Source organism: Pontibacter virosus (genome assembly GCF_003096355.1).
GTDB lineage: Bacteria > Bacteroidota > Bacteroidia > Cytophagales > Hymenobacteraceae > Pontibacter > Pontibacter virosus.
The window spans coordinates 77208-100602 of the sequence record NZ_QEKI01000004.1 but is presented as its reverse complement, the minus strand read 5'-3'; the positions used below and the strand labels follow the sequence as shown (position 1 = coordinate 100602).

Sequence of the window (23395 nt, the reverse complement as noted above, 5' to 3'; positions counted from 1 at the left end):
CACTTAGTTAAAAGTGGGACCTTTGCTTTTCTGAGGTGCTTGGTCTATTTCACCAAGGCCTTATCAACCCGCATCGGCGTATCCTCACCCGACACAACTCCTTGAGCGGCCAGCGCAATCGCGCGGATCATGCTGTTGAAGTGTGGCATATCCAGCAGTTCGAACTCGTCTTTTACAGTGTGGTAGGTTTTGTCCTGGTCGATCTGCACCGACGAAATGGTATGTGCTGGTACGCCCAGGCGGGCCAGTGTGGCATTGTCGGAGCGGTAAAATAGGTTTTGCTCCGGGTATGGGTCGGGGTGGATGCTGTAGGTGGTGCCTTCCAGACGCTTCTGCATCATTTTGCCTAAGTCAGACTTCTCGTAACCGGTGAGGTAGGCGCTGTTTGGACCGAACTTTGAAGGCTTGCCTACCATCTCGATGTTGAACATGGCCACAATCTGGTCGGGGTTAAGTTGCTCAGAGAAGTAGCGTGAGCCGTGGCCACCGATCTCCTCGGCTGTGAAGGCGGCGAAGATCAGGGTGCGCTCCGGTTGCGGTTGCTCTTTGTAGTAGCGGGCCAGCATCATCATGGCGGTGGTGCCGGAGGCGTCGTCGTCTGCACCGTTGGCAATGCTGTCACCGTCGATGGTGTGGTGAAAACCGATGTGGTCATAGTGACCTGAGAACACCACGAACTCGTCTTTGCGCTTGCCTTCGATCATGCCTACTACGTTAGAGAGTGGCAGTTTCTCAATTTTGTTGGCAAATTTCACTTCATACTTCTTTGGCGCCGCCTGATCGGTGAGCACGTATACCTTGCTGCTGCCGGTGCCTACTTCCTTCTTCACGCCACCTTTGGCAAAATAGCCCCGGTAGTTGGCAAAAGCTTCGGCATGGCTTGGGTGGATCAGCACGATGGCATCTTTTTCGTGCGAGTTGGCTTTCACAAAAGCATTCCGGAAGTTCTCGCCCTCCGGTATGGTGATAATGTTTAGCTTGTTTTTCTGTTTCCAGTTCAATGCTTCGTGGGCAGTGTTGACAAACAGGTGCTCCGTTGCAATTTTCTTTTTGCCCAGCGTCACCTCTGTCTGGTTAGGCGTGAGACGGTGCACATAAAAGGTCTGGCGGTAGGAGGGTACCTGGCTTGAACTGGTGCCATTGAGCGGTAAAAGACCTGCCGCATGAAATTCTTCTTCGATAAAATCAGCTGCTTTTTCTATACCTGTCGAGAAGGCGGCGCGGCCCTGCATGTTGTCGTGGCTGAGGGTTTGCAGCATGCGGGTGGCCTCCTGTTGGTTGATAACGGAGAGGTCCTGGGCAGAAAGCGAAGCGCTGAGTAAGAGAGAAAAGGCAGTAGCAAAAAGCTTTTGGCGTGTCATGGGTATAGCGGTGTATACGATTAGGAAATTGATGTTTTTTTGGGAATATTGTCGAGGTAACTGTTGCCTCAAAAAGTAGTTGTACGGAAACGGCAACCCAATATAGCGAAATATGGAAAAGAGCTCCAAAGTAAACTGGCTAAAGTTGCTGCAATACGTTTTGCTGGTGGCAGCCTTGCTATACTTTGGGCGTACGCTTTTTGTTCCGCTAAGCTTTTCCCTCCTGATCAGCTTTATACTTTACCCCGTGGTGAAGTGGATGGAAGACCGTGGCTGGAGCCGCTGGAGCGCGATTTTACTGTGCCTGTTGACGATGCTTATAGTCGTGGGCGCACTGAGCTGGCTGCTGGTGCGGCAAATGATCAGTTTCGGGCAGGAGTGGCCTATGCTGCAGGAAAAGCTGCTGCAGGCCTGGCAGCAGTTCGGGCTATACCTGGAGCGGCAGTTTGGCGTGGACGACGTGCAGCGCAGCAACTGGATGGAAGGGATCGTAAAAGATGCGACTTCGGCTGTGTTAAATGCGGTGCAGGGCGTGCTGTACGCTTCCGTGACAACGGTCGTTCTTTTCCTGCTTATTCCGCTCTATGCGGCCCTTATCCTTTACAACCGTGAACAGTTGGCAGGGGCGCTTTTCTCGATGTTCTCAAGTACGGAGCACAGCAAGATCCATAGCATCCTGCGGGAAACCATCACGACCTATTACAATTTCATCAAAGGCATGATCATCGTATATGCAGTGGTAGGTCTGCTGAATAGTGTCGGGCTCCTGCTGCTAGGTATACCGCATGCCGTCTTCTTCGGTATTGTCGCTTCTATTCTCACTTTTATACCTTATGTGGGCATCTCCATCGGAGCAATTTTGCCAATGGCCGTTGCCTGGATCACGTATGACTCTGTCTGGTACCCGGTTGGGGTGATCTTCGTGTTTTCGGTGGTGCAGTACCTGGAGGCGAACCTGATTTTTCCGTTGGCGGTGAGTTTCCGGCTGCAAGTGAACATGCTCTTTACCTTGCTGGCGATTGTGGCGGGCGGCATCCTTTGGGGCGCATCCGGCATGATCTTGTTCGTGCCCTTTGTCGCCATTCTGAAACTGATTGCTGACAAGCACGAGGAACTGCGGCCGGTATCGTTGCTGCTGGGCACAGGTAGGTCATCTGCCAAGGCTGCACCAAAACCGAAGCTTAAGATCGGCCGCTTTCGCCGGGGTCAAAATTAGGAGGGCTCTCCGACCATTCCCGTTTCAGCAAACTGTATACCTCCAGGTCGATAAACCGGCCTTGCAGCCATTCGCCATCACGCTCTATACCTTCCAGTTTAAAACCCAACTGCTGTGGAATGCGGCTGCTTTTGCTGTTGCCCACACCTACCTTTATCTGAATGCGGTTCATGCTCAGCTGCTCAAAAGCCTGTGTAATTAAGGCGGCGCAGCATCGGATCATGATGCCCTTCCTTTGAAATTCCTCGCCCAGCCAATAGCCGATTTCCAGCTTACTGTTCAAGCGGTCTATGGTTTTATAGCCAATGATGCCAGCCACCCTGTTCTGAAACCGGATGGTGTATACCTGGTCCTGCAGGTTGCCAGGCGTGGTGACGCTGCGCAGGTATAGTTCGGTGTCAGTGGCGGATTGACTGAAGTCGATAAAGGGTAGCCACTCCCGCAGGTATGGCCGGCCGCTATCGATCAACTGGTAGAGGGCAGAGGCATCACTTACCTGGGCTTCGTGCAGGGTTATACCTGGTGCTACGATCAGGGGTTGTGCTGTTGGGGCAGATCTCATGCTATAGGGAGCTGCTACTGTAACGTTCTGAAAATAGGTGAGTTAAACATACAAGCCGGAAAATCAGTTAAATGGATTAGGGTCGGTTTATGCCGATCTATTATGAACGCATTTATTTTACACATGACTATGAAAAACGCGCTACTACTATTGCTTTTTTTAAGCATTGCTTTTACAGCCGCCGCACAAGACTCCAACATCGATCTGGGTGCTAAGATAGGTTTTAATGTCTCCAACATCAGCAAAGATCCTACTTTGGTGGAAAAATCAGCGGGAGTGGGAACAGAATTAGGAGCTTTTGCCCGCATCGGTGACCGCTTTTATGTGCAGCCGGGCATTGATTTTGTGAACAATAAGCTAACCATCCAACGCACGGTGCAGCCGCGATCTGGCGAGAACGATGAGGTTCGTTTCCGCTATTTCAGGGCGCCGGTGCTGCTTGGTTTTGAAAGCTCCTATAAAAAGCGCAGGGGCGGTACGATGCCTTTTCGGATGATGGTGGGGCCCTCTTTTGCCTACAACATAGGGGTGAGCGACAATAACCTGGACGTGCGCCGTCGCGATGTGCGCAATGCCCAGTTTGCGCTGCACGGCGGTATCGGCATCAGATTCCTCCGCCTGGTAGAACTGGACCTGATGTATAACCACGGCCTCACCAGTGTGTTCAATGAGAACGCAGCTGACGGCAAGTTCAGGAATGTATCACTGACTGTGGGTTTCAGTATTTAGCTCTGAGCGAATTCAAAATTTGAAATGACAGGCAGGTGAACCGCTTTCGATCCTAAACGCCTGTTTGTCTCCTTAGATCAATCTGATGAGCCCATCAGACACAAAACAAAAGGTATAGGGTTCCCCCAAAACACAAGATCCTGAAAAAGCAGAAGTGTGCTCTTTCAGGATCTTGTGTTTCGTAGCTATAGCTGATTGCTTAGCTGCGTTCGTTTCGTTCTTCCCTTATCGGAACTGGGGCAGATTCTTTCTCTTTCCCTGGTTTTCGCCTTCTGGCTACGCTGCGGCGCTTCACATACACCGCCGACGAACCTTTGTCGTCTTCCTTGCGGATGGTGAACAGGTCTTTGTGCGCCTTAATCAACTGGATCAACTGGCTATACCCAAAGGTACGCGGGTCGAAGGCCGGGTCAAGGGTGCGCAGGCTGGTGCCTATACCTCCCAAATGCGCCCAGCCATCTTCGCCCACCGCCATTTCAAATGCCTCTTTCAGCATCGGCACCGGATTTGGACGAGGATTTTCTTTTCCGTTGGGCATGGTTTTGTCTGCTGCGGCTATCTGCTTCTCGCCAATATCGTCGGTCAGGTTTTCGGTATAGATAAAGATATTACAGGCGTTCACAAACGGCTTCGGCGTTTTGCGCTGCCCGATGCCCATCACAAAAATGCCCGCTTCGCGTATGCGGGTCGCCAGTCGGGTATAGTCGCTGTCTGAAGACACAATGCAGAAGCCGTCTACCAGGTGACTGTGCAGCAGGTCCATCGCGTCGATGATCATGGCGCTGTCGGTAGCGTTTTTACCGACAGTATAGCGGAACTGCTGGATGGGCTGTATGGCGTGGTTGTTCAGGCAGTCTTTCCAGCCGTTCATCTGCGGGGTGGTCCAGTCGCCGTAAATGCGGCGGATGGTGGTTTGTCCGTATTTGCCGGCCTCGGCCAGTATTTTTACAATAAGGGCAGGTTGCGCGTTATCGCCATCTATCAGCATGGCCATGCGCTGTTGTTTTTTCTCGTGGAGGGGTTTGCTCATATAATGATTTGCGCCGGGTCTTGTTGCCCTTAAACGCTGAATTTGTTCTGTTATACTTCTGAAATGTAGATGGGTTGTTAGAAGGTAGGGAATTCCCTATATAAGGAGAGATTGAGTATATTGTGGTGTAATTTAAGGATTTTAAAATCAAAAGGATAGGGGTAGGGGAGATTACTTTGGGTTTTAGAAATATTTACTAAGGCAGGAACTATCTGAACACCCGATTTTGACTGAGTTGGTTTTAAACGTTTTGTGTTGACTATACACTACTAATCGATGTCGAATAAATTTGAATTAGAGAAAAGAGTGACTGATGCTTTTCTGAAAAGTAAAGGGCTTGCACAGTACGAACTAATTGAACCTGAGAATGACCCTCCAGATGTTGTTGCTCAAATCGGTGATAAGTTAATTGGAATAGAAGTGACATCAATTCATAGTAGTAAGTCACAATTAATCCTTGAATCTAATTTTAATTTAATATTCTCTAGAGCTAAAGAATTATTAAACGAATCAGGTATAGATAACTTAGTTATAAGAATTGAGCCAGAAAAGAATATAAGGTTACAGAGGGAGAAGTGTGCTAAAGCTATTGTTAATGCATGTACAGTAAATTTAAATCAGATTGGATTTCGCAGAACTGAATTATCAAAGAATCCTTTACCTGGTATAAAAAAGATTGTTGCATTTAGGACAGTAGAAAAGGGAATAATTATAACATTTGATTCAAGAAGTAATTTATACGGTCCATTACGAAGCAGTAGAATAGAATCTGTTATTGAGGGTAAAATCAATAAGCTAAATAAAGCAAGACAAGGAGCACCAAAACAACATAGATTTTTAAATGAAAATTGGCTTTTGATGACTATTGCAGGGACATTTTATTCAAACTACGCTGGAGTAGCCGACGATGAAATCTTAATTAGATTAGAAAACTGTTATGACAGAATCTTTGTCTATCATGAAAGGAAGGGTTGGATTCAACAACTAAATGTCGTACAAAATGCTGTGTAAATTTTGAGTATAAAACATTAATACCTAGATAGTAATATATGCTTATTTTCTAAACTCTATCGGAGCAATTAGAAACTGATTCCTGTTAAACCCTGTACAACTCACCATGAAAAAACTATTCTCCATACTAACCCTCCTTCTTACCGTGACACATTTTTCAGCACAGGCGCAGGTGTTTAAAAGTGAAGAGCCCCTGGCCCATACCTATTCGATTGTAGCCCGTGACGCGAAGACCGGCGAGATGGCCGTGGGTGTGCAAAGCCATTGGTTCTCAGTAGGCACCGCCGTGCCTTGGGTAGAGGCAGGCGTAGGTGTGGTGGCTACCCAGTCGTTTGTGAACAAGTCGTTTGGCTTGCGCGGGCTTGCTTTACTGAAAGAGGGCAAGTCGCCGCAAGAAGCACTGGATATTCTGCTGGCCGAGGACGAGGGCCGCGAGGTTAGGCAGGTGTCGATACTGGATGCGCAGGGCCGGGTGGCGACGCATACCGGTAAGCAGTGTATTCGCTATGCGGGGCACACCGTGGGTGCCAATTTCTCGGTGCAGGCCAATATGATGCTTACCGACAAGGTATGGCCGGCCATGGCCAAGGCTTTTGAGACGAGCGCCGGCAAGCCATTGGCCGAACGGGTGTTGCTCGCTATGCAGGCGGCTGAGCGCGAAGGTGGCGACATCCGGGGCAAGCAATCGGCGGCACTAGTGGTGGTGCGCGGTGAGGTTACCGGTCAGCCTTGGGATGACAAGTCCATCGACTTACGGGTAGATGATCACGAGAAACCACTGGACGAACTGGAGCGCCTGCTCAAAGTATACCGCGCCTACGAGCACATGAACAATGGCGACCTGGCCGTGGAGAAAGGACAAATGGAGAAGGCCATGGAAGAATATGGCAAAGCAGAAGCCATGTTCCCGAACAACCTCGAAATGAAGTACTGGCACGCCATCACATTAGCTAACAACGGCGACGTAAACGGAGCGAGCAAACTCCTGAAAGAGGTATACAAAAAAGACAAGAACTGGAAAGAACTGACCGAACGTCTGCCTGAGGTAGGCTTACTTACCCTGAGTCCGCAGGACCTGCAAAAGCTTTTGCAGGTGAAGTAGGTATAGCGGAAACTGTGGCAATTGTTGTCTATACTTAAAATAGATTGCTTATATTAAAGCCGCAAACTAATCTAAACGAACCTTTCAAGCATTATTCACCTGATGATGTTACTTAAACACAAATTACGCGCTTTGGTGGCGGGAGCAGCAATGTTGGCTGCTATACCTGCCATGGCGCAGCAAAACACCTACAAGTCCGACTCGACCGTCATCCGCAAGTTTTACGACGATGCCCTCACCAGCTACGAGAGCTACGAGAACCTGCGCTTCCTCACCAAGAACATCGGTGCCCGCCTGAGCGGTTCGCCACAAGCCGCCGCCGCCGTGGAGTGGAGCCGACAGGTGATGGAGGAGATGGGCCTCGACCGCGTTTACCTGCAGGAGGTAATGGTGCCTTACTGGGTGCGCGGCGACAAAGAAATCGGCCGTATCCTGAGTGGTCGCAATGGCAGCCAGGAAGTAAATATTCTAGCCTTGGGTAGTTCAGTAGGCACCGGCACACAGGGCTTGAGCGCTGAAGTAGTGGAAGTGCAGAACTTCGAAGAACTTGAGAAACTGGGCAAGAAGAAAGTAAAAGGCAAAATCGTCTTCTTCAACCGTCCGTTCGATAACAGGCATGTCGTAACAGGCGCTGCCTATGGCGGTGCTGTCGATCAACGTGGAGGCGGCGCGGTAGCAGCTGCAAAACTCGGTGCTGTAGGCGTGCTGGTGCGCTCCATGACCAACGACATTCAGGATGTAGCCCATACCGGCAACATGCGTTACGAAGATGGCGTGGAGAAAATTCCGGCGGCTGCCATCAGCACAAAAGGAGCGGATGAGTTGAGCGCCATGCTGAAAAACGACGCGAACTTGAAATTCTACATGCGCATGACCTGCGAAACCCGTCCGGATGTACTGTCTTACAACGTAATCGGTGAGATCAAAGGCTCTGAGAAGCCAGAAGAGATCATTGTAGTAGGTGGTCACCTGGACTCCTGGGATGTAGGCGAGGGTGCACATGACGACGGTACCGGCTGTGTGCAGTCCATAGAGGTGCTGCGTTTGCTTAAAGCGCAAGGTATAAAGCCGAAGCGCACCATCCGTGCCGTGATGTTCATGAACGAAGAGAACGGTCTGCGCGGCGGTCGTAAGTATGCCGAGGAAGCCAAAGCCAAAAACGAAAAGCACGTAGCGGCCATCGAGTCGGATGCAGGAGGCTTTACCCCACGTGGCTTCGGTTTTGATGCGAACGACCAGCAATATGCGCAGATTCTAACGTGGCAACCTTTGCTGGCTCCTTACGGTCTGCACGAACTGAACCGTGGCGGCGGTGGCGCTGACATTGGTCCGCTCAAAGGCCAGAACAATGTTGTGCTGATCGGCCTGCGCCCTGACTCACAGCGCTACTTCGATTACCACCACACGCACATCGATACTTTTGAGACAGTGAACCGACGCGAGATGCAGCTCGGTTCGGCAGGTATGGCCGCATTGGTATACCTGATTTCGGAGCACGGTCTGAATGGCGGCAGCGCTAAGGCCGGAAAGTAATTTTTGATTGCCAATTAAAAAGCCAGCTCTATATCTGAATAGAGCTGGCTTTTTTGTTTAGTAAGACGATCACAGCTATGGAAGCCTGTCCCGGTACTGTGAGGACGATGCAATATTAAGGCAGCAAGAGCGAGCTGTCGCCGTAGCTCAGGAAACGATAGCCATTGCTTAGAGCGTGACGGTAAACCTGTTTCCAATCTTCACCTATCAAAGCGGCAACCAGTAACAAGAGCGTACTTTCTGGCTGATGGAAGTTAGTCACCAATCCGCTGCAAACCCGGAAGGTATAGCCCGGCGCAATAATGATCTGCGTGCTGGTATGCAGGTGTTCGGTCTGGTGCCGTTCCATGTAATCGAGCAAGGTTTGAAGAGCTTCTGCAGCGGCTGGAGGTGTGCTGGTTTCGTAGGGCAGCCACTGCGTTACGTGCAGTTCCTCGGGTCTTAAATCTGGCTGCTGCAAAAGCAACGTCCCCAACCAAAACAGGCTTTCCAGACTGCGCATGGAGGTGGTGCCGACAGGTATTAGCGGCCGGCCGTAATGCTGCAAAAGCTGTTTTACGACCTGCTTCGATACCATTAATTGCTCGGCGTGCATTTCATGGGTCTCCATGGTGTCGGCCTTTACCGGTTTGAATGTGCCAGCGCCCACGTGTAGGGTAAGGTAGTTGCTTTCTATACCTTTGGCCTGCAGCTGCTTCATCACCTTGTCCGTGAAATGCAGTCCGGCGGTGGGGGCAGCCACGGCACCTTCGTTGCGTGCATAGATGGTCTGGTAGCGGGTTCGGTCCTCGGGGGTAAGCTCCCGGTTCAGGTAGGGGGGCAGGGGGAGCCGTCCGCAGCGCTCCAGCACTTCGGCAAAAGTCAGTTCGGCAGGTGTCCAGGTAAAGCGAATGAGGAAGTGCCCGTCCTGCTGTGCCTCGCGCTCTGCTGTTACCACGCCACCCTCAAAAAATATCTTCAGCGAACCCTCTTTCCAGCGCTTGTTGTTGCCAACCAAGCATTTCCACGTGCAACTGCGCGTCTGCTGCATTGCCAACTGCACTTCGCGGTGCGGTTTCACTGGCTCCAGACAAAATATTTCCACTGCACCACCAGTCGGTTTGCGGAAAATCAATCTGGCCTGCACCACTTTGGTGTTATTGAACACCAGCAAACTGCCCGCTGGCAAAAGGTCCGGCAGATCCGTGAAGGTGTGATCGGCTATATGGTGGCTTTTATAATAGAGTAGCTTAGACTGGTCGCGCTCCGGCAGCGGAAATTTAGCAATGCGCTCATCTGGCAGCTCGTACACAAAATCCTTTATAGCCAGATGTTTCGGGTTGGTATGCATTTAAAATCGAGTTAAGCTTTTAAAGTTAGGACCTAAGCAAGTGGATGTGCACTTGGTCTTTTGATTTTCCTAACTTTTAACTAATGAAGGGCAAAGGTACTCAATCCGGGAAAAAAACGCTTTGCTTTAAGGTATATACCTTATCAGTATGCAGGAGGTATAACAACTGGGCCACGATAGGCATGAAGTAACAGCGGTATAGCTGCCTTTCAGAGAAATTTCCTGGGGATTGATTGAGACGTGAGGAGTTTACTGTGCCGTCGTCTCTTCTAAATCATCCAGCTCCAACTCCAGCGCCTTTACCGATATTTGGATTTCACGCAGAGCCAGTGCCAGCGAAATCATCAATAGCAAAAGGCTCAGGCCGAAAGTATACTTACCAACAGTGCTATACCCTGCAAAAAGGATAAACATGCAAAACACGCAGCCGAACATACTGGCAATGCCGAACGCCTGCATGTTCCGAATCAAGACCAATCGAATGCGCAGGTTTTCAATCTGTCCGTATACCAGTCGGCTCTGTGTGGAGGCATACCGGGTTTTCAGGCTGCGAATCAAATTGGCAAGCGCCATAAAACGGTTGGTATATGCCAGTAGCAAAAGCGAGATAGCCGGAAACAGAAGGGCAGGGGTGGTAAGGGTGATTTCCATAGACCCGAAGGAGGCATGAATTTACTGAATGCTTTTCAGGAAGTCTTCGTCGAGAGGCTCGTCATCGTCGTCGGGTTGTGGGGCGTCAAAGTCGATTTCCTGCAGTGCTTCCAGACCTTCCAGTATCAGTTCATCTAACTCTTCTTTAGACGTAGCGTCCAGGATTTGCTCAAAAAGGGCCAGCAGGTGCTCACGCTGCTCGTTCACAAATATTTCGTGGTACAGGTTGTCAAATAACCCGATCTTCTTCTGGATGATCTTATCGATTTCGCGCGTATTTTTGGCCTTCACAGCCTCCTGAAGCAAGCCAAGTACATCTTTGGCTCCTTCGTTGTCGGCCAGGCGGGCATAAGCCTTGATCAGGGCAATGGCCACACCCAGGCGCAGGCGTTCAAACCGGAAGCCCACCTCTTCTGCCACTTTCCCTCCCTGGGCACGTGAGTTCCTCAGAGCCTGCTCCAACTGCTGGTATACAACCGTGGAAGGCTCCTCAAATACCTGCGGCTTTTCTGGTGCAAAGGCAGTCTGGAGTAATAGCTCAAAGCTCTTGGCGCTCATATAGAATCTATCTTAAGTGAGAGATGGACAAAGGTAATATTTTGTGACAGGTTTTTCTAAAGTATACTTTTTCTGCTACGCTCATAACATTTAATAAACTGTGAAAATACATAGAATGGATTAATGTATCGTGATAGGTCTATATTTTAGTATGAACTTTGAAAAAGTATAGTTACCTTTTATTTGTTTAATCCTTTCTGTTAAATAAAATTTGCATAGTTTTGACAAGCTAATATTCTCATAGTAGGTCTTGTTGAGGCATAAACATGTGGTAGATAAGCGGAATGCGCCAATATGGGCATCTAGATCAAGAGGTTATTTGCTTGCTGCATTGTGTTATTTATGACCAGTTGACTTTGATTTATTCTCTATAAAATTTAATTAGTTCATTTTTATTTAAAATGTATACTGATAAAGTAATATTTAACATTTAAAGGATGATCCTAAGTGCGTGTTACTTTATTTAGTTTAAGCCAATTTCCCAAAATATGAAGACCCTTAAATCAGTTGAAACATTAACCCTGCCTATATGGAAATAAACTTTACTCAAAAAATTTCCCACCTTCTTGCGATTTTACTCTTAGGGATGTTACAGCTGGTAGCATCCCCTGATGTGTTTGCGCAAGGGAATAATAATCAGGTGCCCACCTATACCATTGACCTGACAGGTAAGCCTAATGGGTATTGGCAGTCACCTGAGGTTAAAAGAAATGGCATCGCTTGTAATGTTGATAAAGGTGAATGTATACAGTTTATCATCATCTTAGACAAGGACGCTGCTCAGGTAGAACTGGATGTGGTTTCAGGAGCGGAGTCTGGTGGTTCGATGGGTTATACAGTTGATTGCGGCACGCAGGTGTTCCCTGTTGGGGTGGCAATGTGTATCCCAAGGACAAACAGTAAATATTTGACGCTAACCATATGTAAACCTGGTGGCAATGCCAATGTTTACTCCATTACATCGCTAGCTGCTTTTGAACCACAGGGTGATATATCTGTAGTAGGTGGTTGTTCTGCACAACTTAGGGCGCCAGCCACTTTTCTGGATGATGACAAAATTGTTTGGCAAGATATTTCTGGACGTGGGTTCGAAAAGTTTTTGAGTGATGTAAATATCCTAAATCCAATAGTTACACCAGATGAAACAGCCCCGGAGTATGTAGATTATAGAGTTAGTGGCTCAGTTATGCCAAGTGAGTGCGCTACTACTTCTTCTCACTACGATGAGATTAGAGTATACTTTTATCCCGAACCCGTTGTCACCGTTGGTCCAGAACCAGCCATTATCTGTCCGGGAGGAAGCAGTGTGCAGCTTACAGGTAGCGTAACAGGTGGTGATCAGGCAGCTGGTTTTGACTACTTCTGGTATGGTCCTGATGGAAGCGTTGTTAGCAATAATATTACATACACAGCAAATGCCATTGGCATCTACAAATTCGCAGCGGTCCCAAAAAACACTAATAACATCAACTGTAAAGAGTTCTCGGCCACCGTAGAAGTCGTGACCAACCTTACTGCGAACGCCGGTGCAGATCAACTGGTCTGTTCTTCAGGCACGGTGCAATTGGCCGGAACCGTAACAGCGGCCTTAGGTGGTCGTTGGAGCACAAGCGGTAGCGGTACTTTCTCCAACAGAGACGATCTGAACGCGATTTACACGCCTTCGGCAGCAGATATCAGCGCGGGTTCTGTGCAACTCACCCTGACTTCTACCGGCAATGGCAGCTGTTCTCCTGTGAGTGACGAAGTACTGATCACCTTTTATAGCATGGTGGTGACACTAGATGGCACTCCTGTTATTTGTAACGGCACGAAGGGTACGATTACAGCTAATGTGACAGGTACTGAAGGTGCTTTAAGTTATTTGTGGAGTAATGGTGCTACTACAGCTTCAATCAATGGATTATCTGCCGGTTCTTACTCAGTGACTGTAACTGACGAAAAAGGCTGTGCTATTACACAGTCGTTTACAGTGACGCAGGTAAATGGCCCGGCTGACTTCACAGCCACACCAACCAACACTACTTGTGGCAATGCCAACGGGCAGATTGTTGTCAATAATGTGACAGGCGGAACGGCCAACTATACCTACAGCAAGGACGGAACGAACTTCCAGACGAGCAATACCTTTACAGGACTTGCAGTGGGCAACCACACCATCACGGTGCGTGACAAAAACGGCTGTATCTTTGCCAAATCCTTCACGCTGACCAATACACCTGGTCCGACTGCAGTTGCGGCCACGTCAAATCCTGCCAGCTGTCTTAACAACGACGGCACCATTACAGCGGGTGATGTAACGGGTGGCACAGGAACCAAAACCTACTCCATCAACGGCACCAATTTCCAGGCAGGTACCACCTTCACAGGCCTCGCTTCCGGTGACTATACCCTGACGGCAAAGGATGCCAATGGCTGTACCGTTACCACTTCGGTAACAGTGGCGCAGGCTTCCATCACCAACTTTACAGCTACACCAGCTTCCTCTACCTGCGGCAATCCGAACGGTACTGTAACGATCTCCGGTGTAGTAGGAGGCGTAGGCGCACTGGAGTACAGTAAGAATGGCCAAACCTACCAGTTATCTACGCTCCTCACCGGCTTTGCTGCCGGTACGCACACGGTTTGGGTGAGAGATTCGAAAGGCTGCGTACTGAGCAAATCAGTGACTGTGCAGAACGTGCCAGGCCCGACCAACTTCACCGCTACGCCAACTTCTTCTACTTGTGGCAACAGCAACGGGCAGATCGTGGTAAGCAACGTGGTTTCCAGCGGAAACAAAACCTTCACTTATTCTATCAACGGTGGAGCTTACCAGTCATCCGCTACTTTTACAGGCTTGGCTGCGGGTACTTATAATGTGTCGGTACAGGATGCCAACGGCTGTACTTACTCAAAGTCTGTTACGCTGACGAATGTAGCCGGCCCTACAGCAGTAGCAGCTACTTCCACTTCTGCCAGCTGCCGCAACAACGACGGTACCATTACGGCAGGAGCGGTAACAGGCGGCACGGGTACAAAGACCTATTCTATCAACGGCACCAATTTCCAGGAAAACACCACCTTTACAGGCCTGGCTTCCGGAAACTATACCTTGACGGTGAAAGATGCCAATGGCTGTACGACCACTACTTCAGTGAGAGTAGAGCAGGTGATGCCGACAGACTTCACGCTGACTCCGACTGCAGCCACCTGCGGCAACCCGAACGGCACTGTGCAGGTGAGCAACATTGTAGGAGGTGTTTCTCCTTATAAGTATAGTAAGAACGGCACCACGTTCCAGGACGATGCGATACTGACTGGCTTTGCAGAAGGCACTTACACCATCACGGTGCAGGATGCCCGCGGCTGTACCATCTCAAAAACGGTGAGCATCACCAACGTGCCAGGCCCATCTGATTTTGCTTTCACTGCGGCATCCTCTACCTGCGGCGGCACCAACGGTAGCATTACAGTAGGAACTGTAACAGGCGGAACGGGCACGAAGACCTACGCCATTAACGGCGGTAGCTTCCAGAACTCCAATATCTTCTCTGGTTTGCGTGCCGATAAGTATAGCATCACTGTAAAAGATGCTAACGGCTGTACGTTCACAAAAGAAGTAACAGTGGGCGACGTGGCTGGTCCTAGCAACTTTGCCGCCACCGTGGACAACACCACCTGTGGTGCTACGAATGGACAGATCACGGTAACCGGTGTGACAGGCGGAACGGGCACCTATACCTACAGCAAAGACGGTGTGAACTTCCAGAACTCAGCTGTTTTCTCTGGTCTGGCGGTAGGCAACCATACCATTACTGTAAAAGACGTCAACAACTGCCGCTTCTCCAGAACCTTCACGCTTACGAACGTGGCCGGTCCAACCGCGGTAACGGCTACAACACAGGCGGCCAGCTGCCAAAACAACGACGGTACCATCACGGTAGGAACCGTGACAGGTGGTACCGGCACCATGACTTACTCCATTAACGGCACTACTTTCCAGGCTGGTAAGGTGTTTAGCGGACTTGCTGCAGGACCTTATACCGTAACAGCGAAGGATGCCAATGGCTGTACCGTGACCAGGTCGGTGACGGTGGGTACGAACGTGCCAACAAACTTTGCCTTCACCACCAATCCATCTACCTGCGGCAACAGCAACGGTACGATTTCGGTGGGTACGGTAACAGGCGGTTCAGGTACCTATACCTATAGTAAAGACAACGTAACCTATCAGACAAGCCCGACACTAACCGGCTTCTCCGCCACTACGCATACTGTTTGGGTGAAAGACTCAAAAGGCTGTGTGGTATCGCGTCAGATAGCGGTAAGCAACGTAGCAGGTCCTTCTGATCTGGTAGCCACGGCTACAGCATCGAGCTGCGGTAATCCGAATGGTGCGCTTACGGTAACAGGTGTGACGGGTGGAACAGAAGACTATACCTATAGTATAGATGGTACCAACTTCCAAGCTTCGGCTACATTCACGACACTGACTGCCAGAACCTACAACGTAACGGTGAAAGACGCCAATGGCTGTACTTACACCGAAGCGGTGGTAGTGTCGGATGTGGCGGGCCCTTCTGATTTTACGGCTTCTGTGACTACAACCTCTTGCGGTCGCAACAACGGCAGTATCCGGGTAACAGCTGTTGCGGGCGGTACGTCAGGTTATACCTACAGCATCAACGGCGGAACGTTCCAGACGTCTAACAACTTCGGAACGCTGAGAGCGGGTACTTACAATATCGCCGTGAAGGATGCGAAGGGTTGTACTTTCGCGAAAAATGTGGTGGTAGAAGACGTAGCCGGACCAACAGATTTTGTGCTGACAGCTAATACCGCTACTTGTGGTGGCAGCAATGGCTCCATCGTAGTAGGTGCGGTAACAGGTGGCACATCCGGCTATACCTATAGCAAGGACGGCACCAACTTCCAGGTCTCTGCTACTTTCGAAGCTTTGGCAGAAGGCACGTACACCATCACAGTAAAAGACAAAAACGGCTGTACTGTTGCAAAACAGATAGCTGTTACCAACATTGCCGGCCCTACGGATTTCACGGCTACGCTGAAAGCGACTACTTGCGGCGCGGCGAACGGTGAAATCACAGTAACTGGCGTGACGGGCAACACCACGAGCTATACCTACAGCAAAGACGGTGTAAACTTCCAGACTTCGGCTACCTTCACAGGTTTGACGGCAGGCGCCCACAGCATTACGGTGAAGGATGCGAATGGCTGTACGTTCGCCAAGTCGTTTACGCTGACCAATGTGGCTGGCCCTACGGCAGTGGCGGCTACTTCAGCTGCGGCGAGCTGCGCCAATAGCGATGGTTCTATTACGGCCGGTGCAGTTACAGGCGGCACTTCTCCTTATATCTACTCAATTAACGGTACGACCTTCCAGAGCGAAACGGCTTTCACAGGCCTGGCTTCTGGTAACTATACCTTGACGGCGAAAGACGCCAACGGGTGTACGGTAACCAGAACAGTCAATGTAACCAAGAACATCCCAATCAACTTTGCCTCTACGACTAAAGCCTCTACTTGCGGAAGCAACAATGGCTCGATCACGGTAGGTGCAATAACGGGAGGTTTCGCTCCTTATACCTACAGCAAGGACGGTGTGAACTTCCAGACGGCATCTACGCTGACTGGCTTTGTGGCCGGAACGCACACCATCACGGTGAAGGATGCCAAAGGCTGTACCATCGCCCGCCAGATCGCAGTAAGCGATGTGGCCGGACCATCTAACCTGACTGCCTCTGCCACTTCCTCGACTTGCGGTAATCCGAACGGTCAGCTGACGGTGACGAATGTAAGCGGTGGCGTGGAGCCTTATACCTACAGTATCAACGGCGGCACTTTCCAGACCTCGGCTACCTTCACGGGCCTGGCGGAAGGTACGTACAGCATTTCGGTGCGCGATGCCAACGGCTGTACCTTTGCCAAAGACGTGGCGGTGAGTAACATTGCCGGTCCGAACTTTACAGCTACGGCGCAGGCCTCTACCTGTGGCGCCAGCAACGGACGCATCAGCGTGAGCGAGGTAAACGGCGGTACGACACCTTATACCTACAGCATCAACGGTGGTACTTTCCAGAGTGGCACAAGCTTCACAAATCTGGCGGCTGGCACTTACACGATTGCAGTGAAAGACGCCAACGGCTGTACAGCTACCCGCGAGGTGGAAGTGACCGATATCGCCGGTCCATCAGACCTGACACTCGCTTCGAAAGCCTCTACCTGCGGCAGCGCGAACGGTTCTGTTTCTGTAAATAATGTGGCAGACGGTACGGCTCCTTATACTTATAGTATAGACGGTACCAACTTCCAGGCTACAGCTTCTTTCGGAACGGTGCTGGCGGGTACTTATACCATCACGGTGAAAGACGCCAACGGCTGTACGTTCAGCAAAGCGATTGTAGTAGAAGATATCGCCGGTCCAACTGACCTGACTGCCACAACCAAAGCGACTACCTGCGGCACCAGCAATGGTGAGATTACAGTAACTGGTGTGACAGGCGGAGCAACCGGCTATATCTACAGCAAAGACGGTGTGAACTTCCAGGCTGAAACGACCCTGACAGGTTTTGCAGCAGGCACTCATACAATCACCGTGCGCGATGCTAACGGCTGTACTTTCACTAAGTCAGTTACAGTAGCCAACATTGGCGGACCAACGGCAGTGGCGGCTTCGACAACTCCAGCCAGCTGTAACGACAACGACGGCTCGATCACAGCCGGTGCGGTAACGGGTGGCACAGCTCCTTATACCTACAGCATCAACGGCACCAACTTCCAGAGCACAACAGCTTTTACAGGACTGGCTTCCGGAAGCTATACCTTGTCGGCGAAGGATGCCAACGGCTGTATCGTGACACGCACGGTGACAGTAGGCGAGAACGTGCCAACTAACTTTGCACACACGACAGTGCCATCTACCTGCGGTCGCAGCGACGGCAGCATCACGGTGGGCACGGTTACAGGTGGTACGGGTACCTATACCTATAGCATCAACAACGGCAGCTTCCAGACGGGCACCACTTTCACTGGACTGGCAGCAGGCGCTCACCGCATCACAGTACGCGATGCGAAAGGCTGTACATTCACCAAATCAGTTACGCTGGAAAATGTGGCAGGTCCACAGTTCACAGCCTCGACAAAAGCCAGTACCTGCGGTGCCAGCAACGGCAACATTTCGGTAGGCGCAGTAACTGGCGGTGTGGCTCCATATACCTACAGCATCGACGGCACCACTTTCCAGAGCACGACTACTTTTGCCAATGTAAAGGCAGGGGAGTACGCAGTGTCGGTGAAGGATGCCAATGGCTGTATCGGCACGGTAAAGGTTATAGTACAGGACATTGCCGGACCAGCTGACTTTACGCTGGTTGGTGCTTCTTCTACTTGCGGAAGCAGCAATGCGAGCATCAGCGTGAGCAATGTGGTGGGTGGCACAGCGCCGTATACCTACAGCAAGGACGGATCTACCTTTCAGACCTCAGCCAACTTCGGTTCGCTGGCGGCAGGGGAGTACACGATCACGGTGAAGGACGTCAACGGCTGTTTGATCGCCAAGACCATCGAGGTAACCGACATCCCGGGACCAAGCGAACTGACCCTGGCCAGCACAGCCTCTACCTGCGGCAGCGCCAACGGTGTGGTATCCGTGAATGGCGTGATGGGCGGAACAGCTCCTTATACCTACTCCATCAACGGCACTACTTTCCAGGCCGGAACTAGCTTTGAGTCAATGCTGGCTGGAAAGTATACAGTGACGGTAAAGGACGCCAACGGCTGTACCCTGAGCAGAGAGATCACCGTGACGGACATCGCAGGTCCTTCTGATCTGGCAGCCACTGCCAAAGCGGCTACTTGTGGCGCGGCAAACGGCGAACTGACCATCACCGGTACAACTGGCGGAACAGCGCCTTACCAGTACAGCAAAGACGGTGTGAACTTCCAGTCTGAACTGACACTTACTAGTTTTGCAGCAGGTTCGCACACCATCACCGTGCGCGACGCCAACGGCTGTATTTTCGAGAAGGCATTTGATGTCACCAACATCGGCGGACCTACTGCGGTGGCGGCTACGTCAGGGGCAGCGAGTTGCGCCGACAATGACGGCTCGATCACGGCAGGTACGGTAACCGGCGGAACTGCTCCTTATCAGTATAGCATCAACGGTACTACTTTCCAGAGCGCAACAGCCTTTAATGGCCTCGCCTCCGGAAGTTATACTTTGACGGTGCGTGACGCCAACGGCTGTACAGTAACCAGAGCCGTAACGATCAACAAGAACATCCCAACCAACTTTGCCACAACAACCACCGCCACCACTTGCGGAAGCAACAACGGCACGATCACAGTGGGTGAAGTAACCGGCGGATTTGCTCCTTATACCTACAGCAAGGACGGCACGACCTTCCAGGCTTCCGCTATGCTGACTGGCTTTGTGGCCGGAACGCACACCATCACGGTGAAGGACGCCAAAGGCTGTACCTACGCAGCACAGGTGCAGGTGAGCGACATTGCAGGTCCGTCTGAACTGGCGATTGCTCCGAAAGCGAGCACCTGCGGCGATTCGAACGCTTCATTCAGTATTAATGGGGTGACGGGGGGCACAGCGCCTTATACCTACAGCATCGACGGTGCCAACTTCCAGAGCGCGACTACTTTTGCTGCGCTGGCTGCAGGCTCCTATCAGGTGACGGTGAAAGACGCCAACGGCTGTACCTATACACAGGCGGTAACGCTGGAGAACATCCCGGGTCCGTCTGACTTCGTAGCCACTGCCCAGTCTTCGAGCTGCGGTCGTGCGAATGGTTCCATTACCGTGGCTTCAGTAGAAGAAGGTACAGCACCTTATACCTTCAGCACCGATGGTACCAACTTCCAGTCTTCAGCCACGCTGACAGGACTAATAGCCGGTGAGCATACCATCACGGTAAAAGACGCCAACGGTTGTGTGATCTCGCAAGTAGTGACGATAGAAGATGTGGCCGGTCCAAGCAACATGACGCTAACCAGCACTTCGTCTACCTGCGGCAGCGCTAACGGTACTATTACCGTAACAGGTGTGACAGGCGGCACAGCCGGCTATACCTACTCGATCAACGGTAACAGCTTCCAAGCTTTAACAACCTTCGAGGCGGTGCTGGCTGGAACTTATACGGTGACCGTGAAGGATGCCAACGGCTGTACTTTCAGCAAGGAGATCGTGGTGAATGACATCGCTGGACCATCCGACTTGACTGCTTCAGCCAAAGCTTCTACTTGCGGTGCGGCGAACGGTGAACTGACCCTGACGAATGTTTCAGGTGGAACCGCTCCTTACAGCTACTCGATTGACGGTACGAACTTCCAAGCCGCGGCTACCTTCACAGGTCTGCTTGCTGGAAGCCACACCATCACGGTGAAAGACGCCAACGGCTGTACGTTTGCCAAAGCCTTCACGGTAACGGATATCGCAGGTCCTTCTGCGGTAGCGGCGAGTGCGCAAGCGGCAACCTGTGCCGACAACGACGGCCGCGTGACAGTGGGCACGGTGACAGGCGGCACGGCCCCTTATACCTACAGCCTGAACGGTGGTGCCTTCCAGACTAGCACAGCTTTCACAGCACTGGCTTCCGGAGAGTATACCCTGACGGTACGCGACGTCAACGGCTGCGAAACAACCACGACAGTAAAAGTTGAGAAAGACGGACCGGGCAGCTTTGTTGCCTCAACCAGCTACTCGACCTGCGGTAGCGACAATGGCAGCATCCGTATTACTTCCGTAGAGGGCGGCGTGGCTCCTTATACCTACAGCCTGAACGGAGGCGCCTTCCAAAGCGCAGCCAGCTTCTCAGGTCTGATGGCAGGGGCATACACTGTAACAGTAAAAGACGCCAACAACTGTACGCACACCGAAACCATCACGATCAACAACGTGGCCGGTCCATCTGATCTCACTGCCTCTGCCCAGAACACCACTTGCGGCAACAGCAACGGACAGATCAGCGTGAGCAACGTGACAGGCGGCACGGCCCCTTATACCTACAGCATCAACGGCACCAACTTCCAGACATCAGCCAGCTTTACAGGCTTGGCCGCTGGCGAGTATCAGGTGACGGTGAAGGATGCTAACGGTTGTACTTTCGCGAAAGCGGTGACGGTAACGAACACCGACGGTCCTGAAGGTTTTGCAACCACAACCAAAGCCTCTACCTGCGGTGCCAGCAACGGCAGCGTGACAATAGGTGCGGTAACCGGAGGCCAAGCCCCTTATACCTACAGCAAAGACGGATCTGACTTCCAGACTTCGGCTGAACTGACAGGTATGGCGGCAGGTAACCACACGGTGTACATCAAAGACGCCAACGGCTGTACCTTCAGCAAAGCAGTAGTCATTGAGAACATTGCCGGTCCGACTGAATTTGCGCTGACTACCTCTACAGCAACCTGCGGCGAAGCCAACGGCGGCATTGTGGCAAGCGGCGTGAAAGGCGGAACAGCTCCTTATACCTACAGCCTGAACGGCGGTGCCTTCCAGAGCGAAGCGGCATTTGTTTCGGTAGCGGCTGGCGAGCATACCATTACCGTGCGCGATGCCAACGGCTGTACGATCGAGAAGAAAGTAGTAGTGGACAACGTAGCGGGTCCTTCGGCCCTGACTGCAACTGCAACTGCTGCATCTTGCGACGCAAATGACGGAGCGATCACGGTAGGCCAGGTAACTGGCGGTGTAGCACCTTATACCTACTCTATCAACGGGACTACTTTCCAGGCTTCAGCTGCATTTGCATCGCTGGCTCCGGGTGAGTACGAGGTGATGGTGAAGGATGCCAACGGTTGCAGCGTGGTAACGACTGTAACGGTGGACCAGAAAGGTCCGAAGGAAGCGACAATAACTGCTCAACAAGCGGCCTGTGGCGAAGCAAACGGTTCGATCATGGTAACGGCTGTAAACGGGGGCACAGCCCCTTATACCTACAGCCTGAACGGAGGTAGCTTCCAAGCCTCGGCTACTTTCGCTAACCTGTCAGCAGGTGCTTATACTATCACGATCAAAGACGCCGAAGGCTGTGCCATTACGGTTGAGCAGTCGGTGACAACGAGCGGTGGCGTGGAAAGCTTCGCGGCGACTGGCACCGATGCCAGTTGCGGTGAGCGCAACGGCCGCATCGCCATCAGCGAGATCGTGGGTGGTACCGCGCCTTATACCTACAGCATCGACGGAACCAACTTCGTGACTGAAGCAAGCTTCACCGGTTTGGCCGAAGGCGAGTACACCGTGTATGTGAAAGACGCCAGCGGCTGTATGCTGACAGAAACGGTAACGCTACAGAACAGCCCAATGCTGACCGATGCGAAATTCACAGTATCAGCTGCCACATGTGGCGATAAAGCCGGAGAGGTGACAGTAACGGATGTAACGGGAGGCACAGCGCCTTATACCTACTCACTGGATGGTACTAACTTCTCTGCTTCAGCCACACTGGCCAACGTAGCGGCCGGAAGCTATACCCTGATCGTGAAAGACGCCAAGGGCTGTACCTTCTCAGTGCCGGTAACAGTTGCTGGTCTATCAAGCAAAGTAGCGAACGTAAGCCACATCAGCTGCTACGGCGACAAGAATGGGGTAATCCTGATCGAGGCGACCGGAGGCGATGCGAACACAGAGTACAGCATCGACAACGGCAAAACCTTCCAGAAAAATCCAGAGTTCACGGGACTGGCCAAAGGCACTTACCAGGTGCTCACGCGATTCTCTTCTACCTGCACCATTACATTGGGTGCCGTGGAGATAAAAGAGCCAACTCCACTACAAGTAGAGATGGCAGTGAACGATGGTGTGCCAGGCAAGCCTAACTCCGGCAGCGCTAAAGTGAGTGCGATCAGCGGAGGTACGGCGCCATACGTCTACTCACTGAACGGAGGAGAGTTTGTAACCGAGTCGGAGTTCCCGAACCTGCGCGGTGGCAAGCACTACCTGAAAGTGCGCGATGCGAGTGGCTGTATCACAGAGGTTGAGTTTGATGTAACAAGCTTAGGCGAGTTGGACATCCCGAATGGTTTCACACCAAACGGCGACGGCATCAACGACACCTGGGTGCTTCGCAACCTGCCGGAAACTTACCCTAACTGCAGAGTAACGGTTTACAACCGCTGGGGTAGCCCGGTATTCGAGTCGAGAGGATATGGCAAAGAGTGGGACGGTACCCACAACGGCAAGCGACTGCCAGATGGTACCTACTACGCCATCATCGAGTTCGGTGACGATACGCCGGCTGTCAAGACTTCAGTGACCATCATGCGTTAAGTTTCGCCATTTTAGAAAGAGACCGT

The 23395-nt window shown here is 51.5% G+C and carries 12 protein-coding genes; 6 read left to right on the top strand and 6 right to left on the bottom strand.

Features of this window, described 5'->3' with window-relative positions; genetic code table 11:
- Positions 1–44 precede the first annotated feature (44 nt).
- Entirely contained in the window at positions 45–1361 is a 1317-nt protein-coding gene (locus C8E01_RS07520) for a M20/M25/M40 family metallo-hydrolase (protein WP_116542757.1), read from the bottom strand.
- Between the two features lie 112 nt (positions 1362–1473).
- Here C8E01_RS07520 and C8E01_RS07515 point away from each other — a divergent pair, with 112 nt between their 5' ends.
- Positions 1474–2577, top strand: a complete 1104-nt coding sequence (locus tag C8E01_RS07515) for an AI-2E family transporter (RefSeq protein WP_116542756.1) — start codon at positions 1474–1476, stop codon at positions 2575–2577.
- Here the strand turns inward: C8E01_RS07515 and C8E01_RS07510 are convergent.
- Positions 2543–3139, bottom strand: a complete 597-nt coding sequence (locus C8E01_RS07510) for a GNAT family N-acetyltransferase (protein ID WP_116542755.1) — start codon at positions 3137–3139, stop codon at positions 2543–2545. The genes C8E01_RS07515 and C8E01_RS07510 overlap by 35 nt on opposite strands.
- A 129-nt stretch (positions 3140–3268) precedes the next feature.
- Here C8E01_RS07510 and C8E01_RS07505 point away from each other — a divergent pair, with 129 nt between their 5' ends.
- A complete protein-coding gene (locus tag C8E01_RS07505) occupies positions 3269–3868 on the top strand; it encodes a porin family protein (RefSeq protein WP_165820590.1) in 600 nt (199 codons plus the stop codon).
- Between the two features lie 199 nt (positions 3869–4067).
- Here the strand turns inward: C8E01_RS07505 and C8E01_RS07500 are convergent, their stop codons facing one another.
- Positions 4068–4898, bottom strand: a complete 831-nt coding sequence (locus tag C8E01_RS07500) for an NYN domain-containing protein (RefSeq protein ID WP_116542753.1) — start codon at positions 4896–4898, stop codon at positions 4068–4070.
- A gap of 276 nt (positions 4899–5174) precedes the next feature.
- On the opposite strand from C8E01_RS07500, the gene C8E01_RS07495 reads away from it, so the two are divergent.
- From C8E01_RS07495 to C8E01_RS07485, 3 genes are all read left to right on the top strand, one after another.
- Entirely contained in the window at positions 5175–5909 is a 735-nt protein-coding gene (locus C8E01_RS07495; RefSeq protein ID WP_116542752.1) for a hypothetical protein, read from the top strand.
- 106 nt (positions 5910–6015) lie between these two features.
- A complete protein-coding gene (locus C8E01_RS07490; protein WP_116542751.1) occupies positions 6016–7011 on the top strand; it encodes a DUF1028 domain-containing protein in 996 nt (331 codons plus the stop codon).
- A gap of 105 nt (positions 7012–7116) precedes the next feature.
- Positions 7117–8544, top strand: a complete 1428-nt coding sequence (locus C8E01_RS07485; protein WP_116543020.1) for a M20/M25/M40 family metallo-hydrolase — start codon at positions 7117–7119, stop codon at positions 8542–8544.
- Positions 8545–8659: 115 nt separating this feature from the next.
- Here the strand turns inward: C8E01_RS07485 and C8E01_RS07480 are convergent, their stop codons facing one another.
- From C8E01_RS07480 to C8E01_RS07470, 3 genes are all read right to left on the bottom strand, one after another.
- Positions 8660–9874 carry an S-adenosylmethionine:tRNA ribosyltransferase-isomerase gene (locus C8E01_RS07480; protein ID WP_116542750.1) on the bottom strand — a complete coding sequence of 405 codons (1215 nt, stop codon included), beginning with the start codon at positions 9872–9874 and terminating at the stop codon, positions 8660–8662.
- A gap of 249 nt (positions 9875–10123) precedes the next feature.
- Positions 10124–10525: a DUF2721 domain-containing protein gene (locus C8E01_RS07475; RefSeq protein ID WP_116542749.1), complete on the bottom strand. Its 402-nt coding sequence runs from the start codon at positions 10523–10525 to the stop codon at positions 10124–10126.
- Positions 10526–10546: 21 nt separating this feature from the next.
- On the bottom strand, positions 10547–11083 hold the full coding sequence (locus tag C8E01_RS07470) for a hypothetical protein (protein WP_116542748.1): 537 nt from the start codon (positions 11081–11083) through the stop codon (positions 10547–10549).
- 1186 nt (positions 11084–12269) lie between these two features.
- Between C8E01_RS07470 and C8E01_RS07465 the strand changes: the two genes are divergently transcribed.
- A complete protein-coding gene (locus tag C8E01_RS07465; protein ID WP_165820589.1) occupies positions 12270–23369 on the top strand; it encodes a gliding motility-associated C-terminal domain-containing protein in 11100 nt (3699 codons plus the stop codon).
- The last annotated feature ends 26 nt before the right edge of the window (positions 23370–23395 follow it).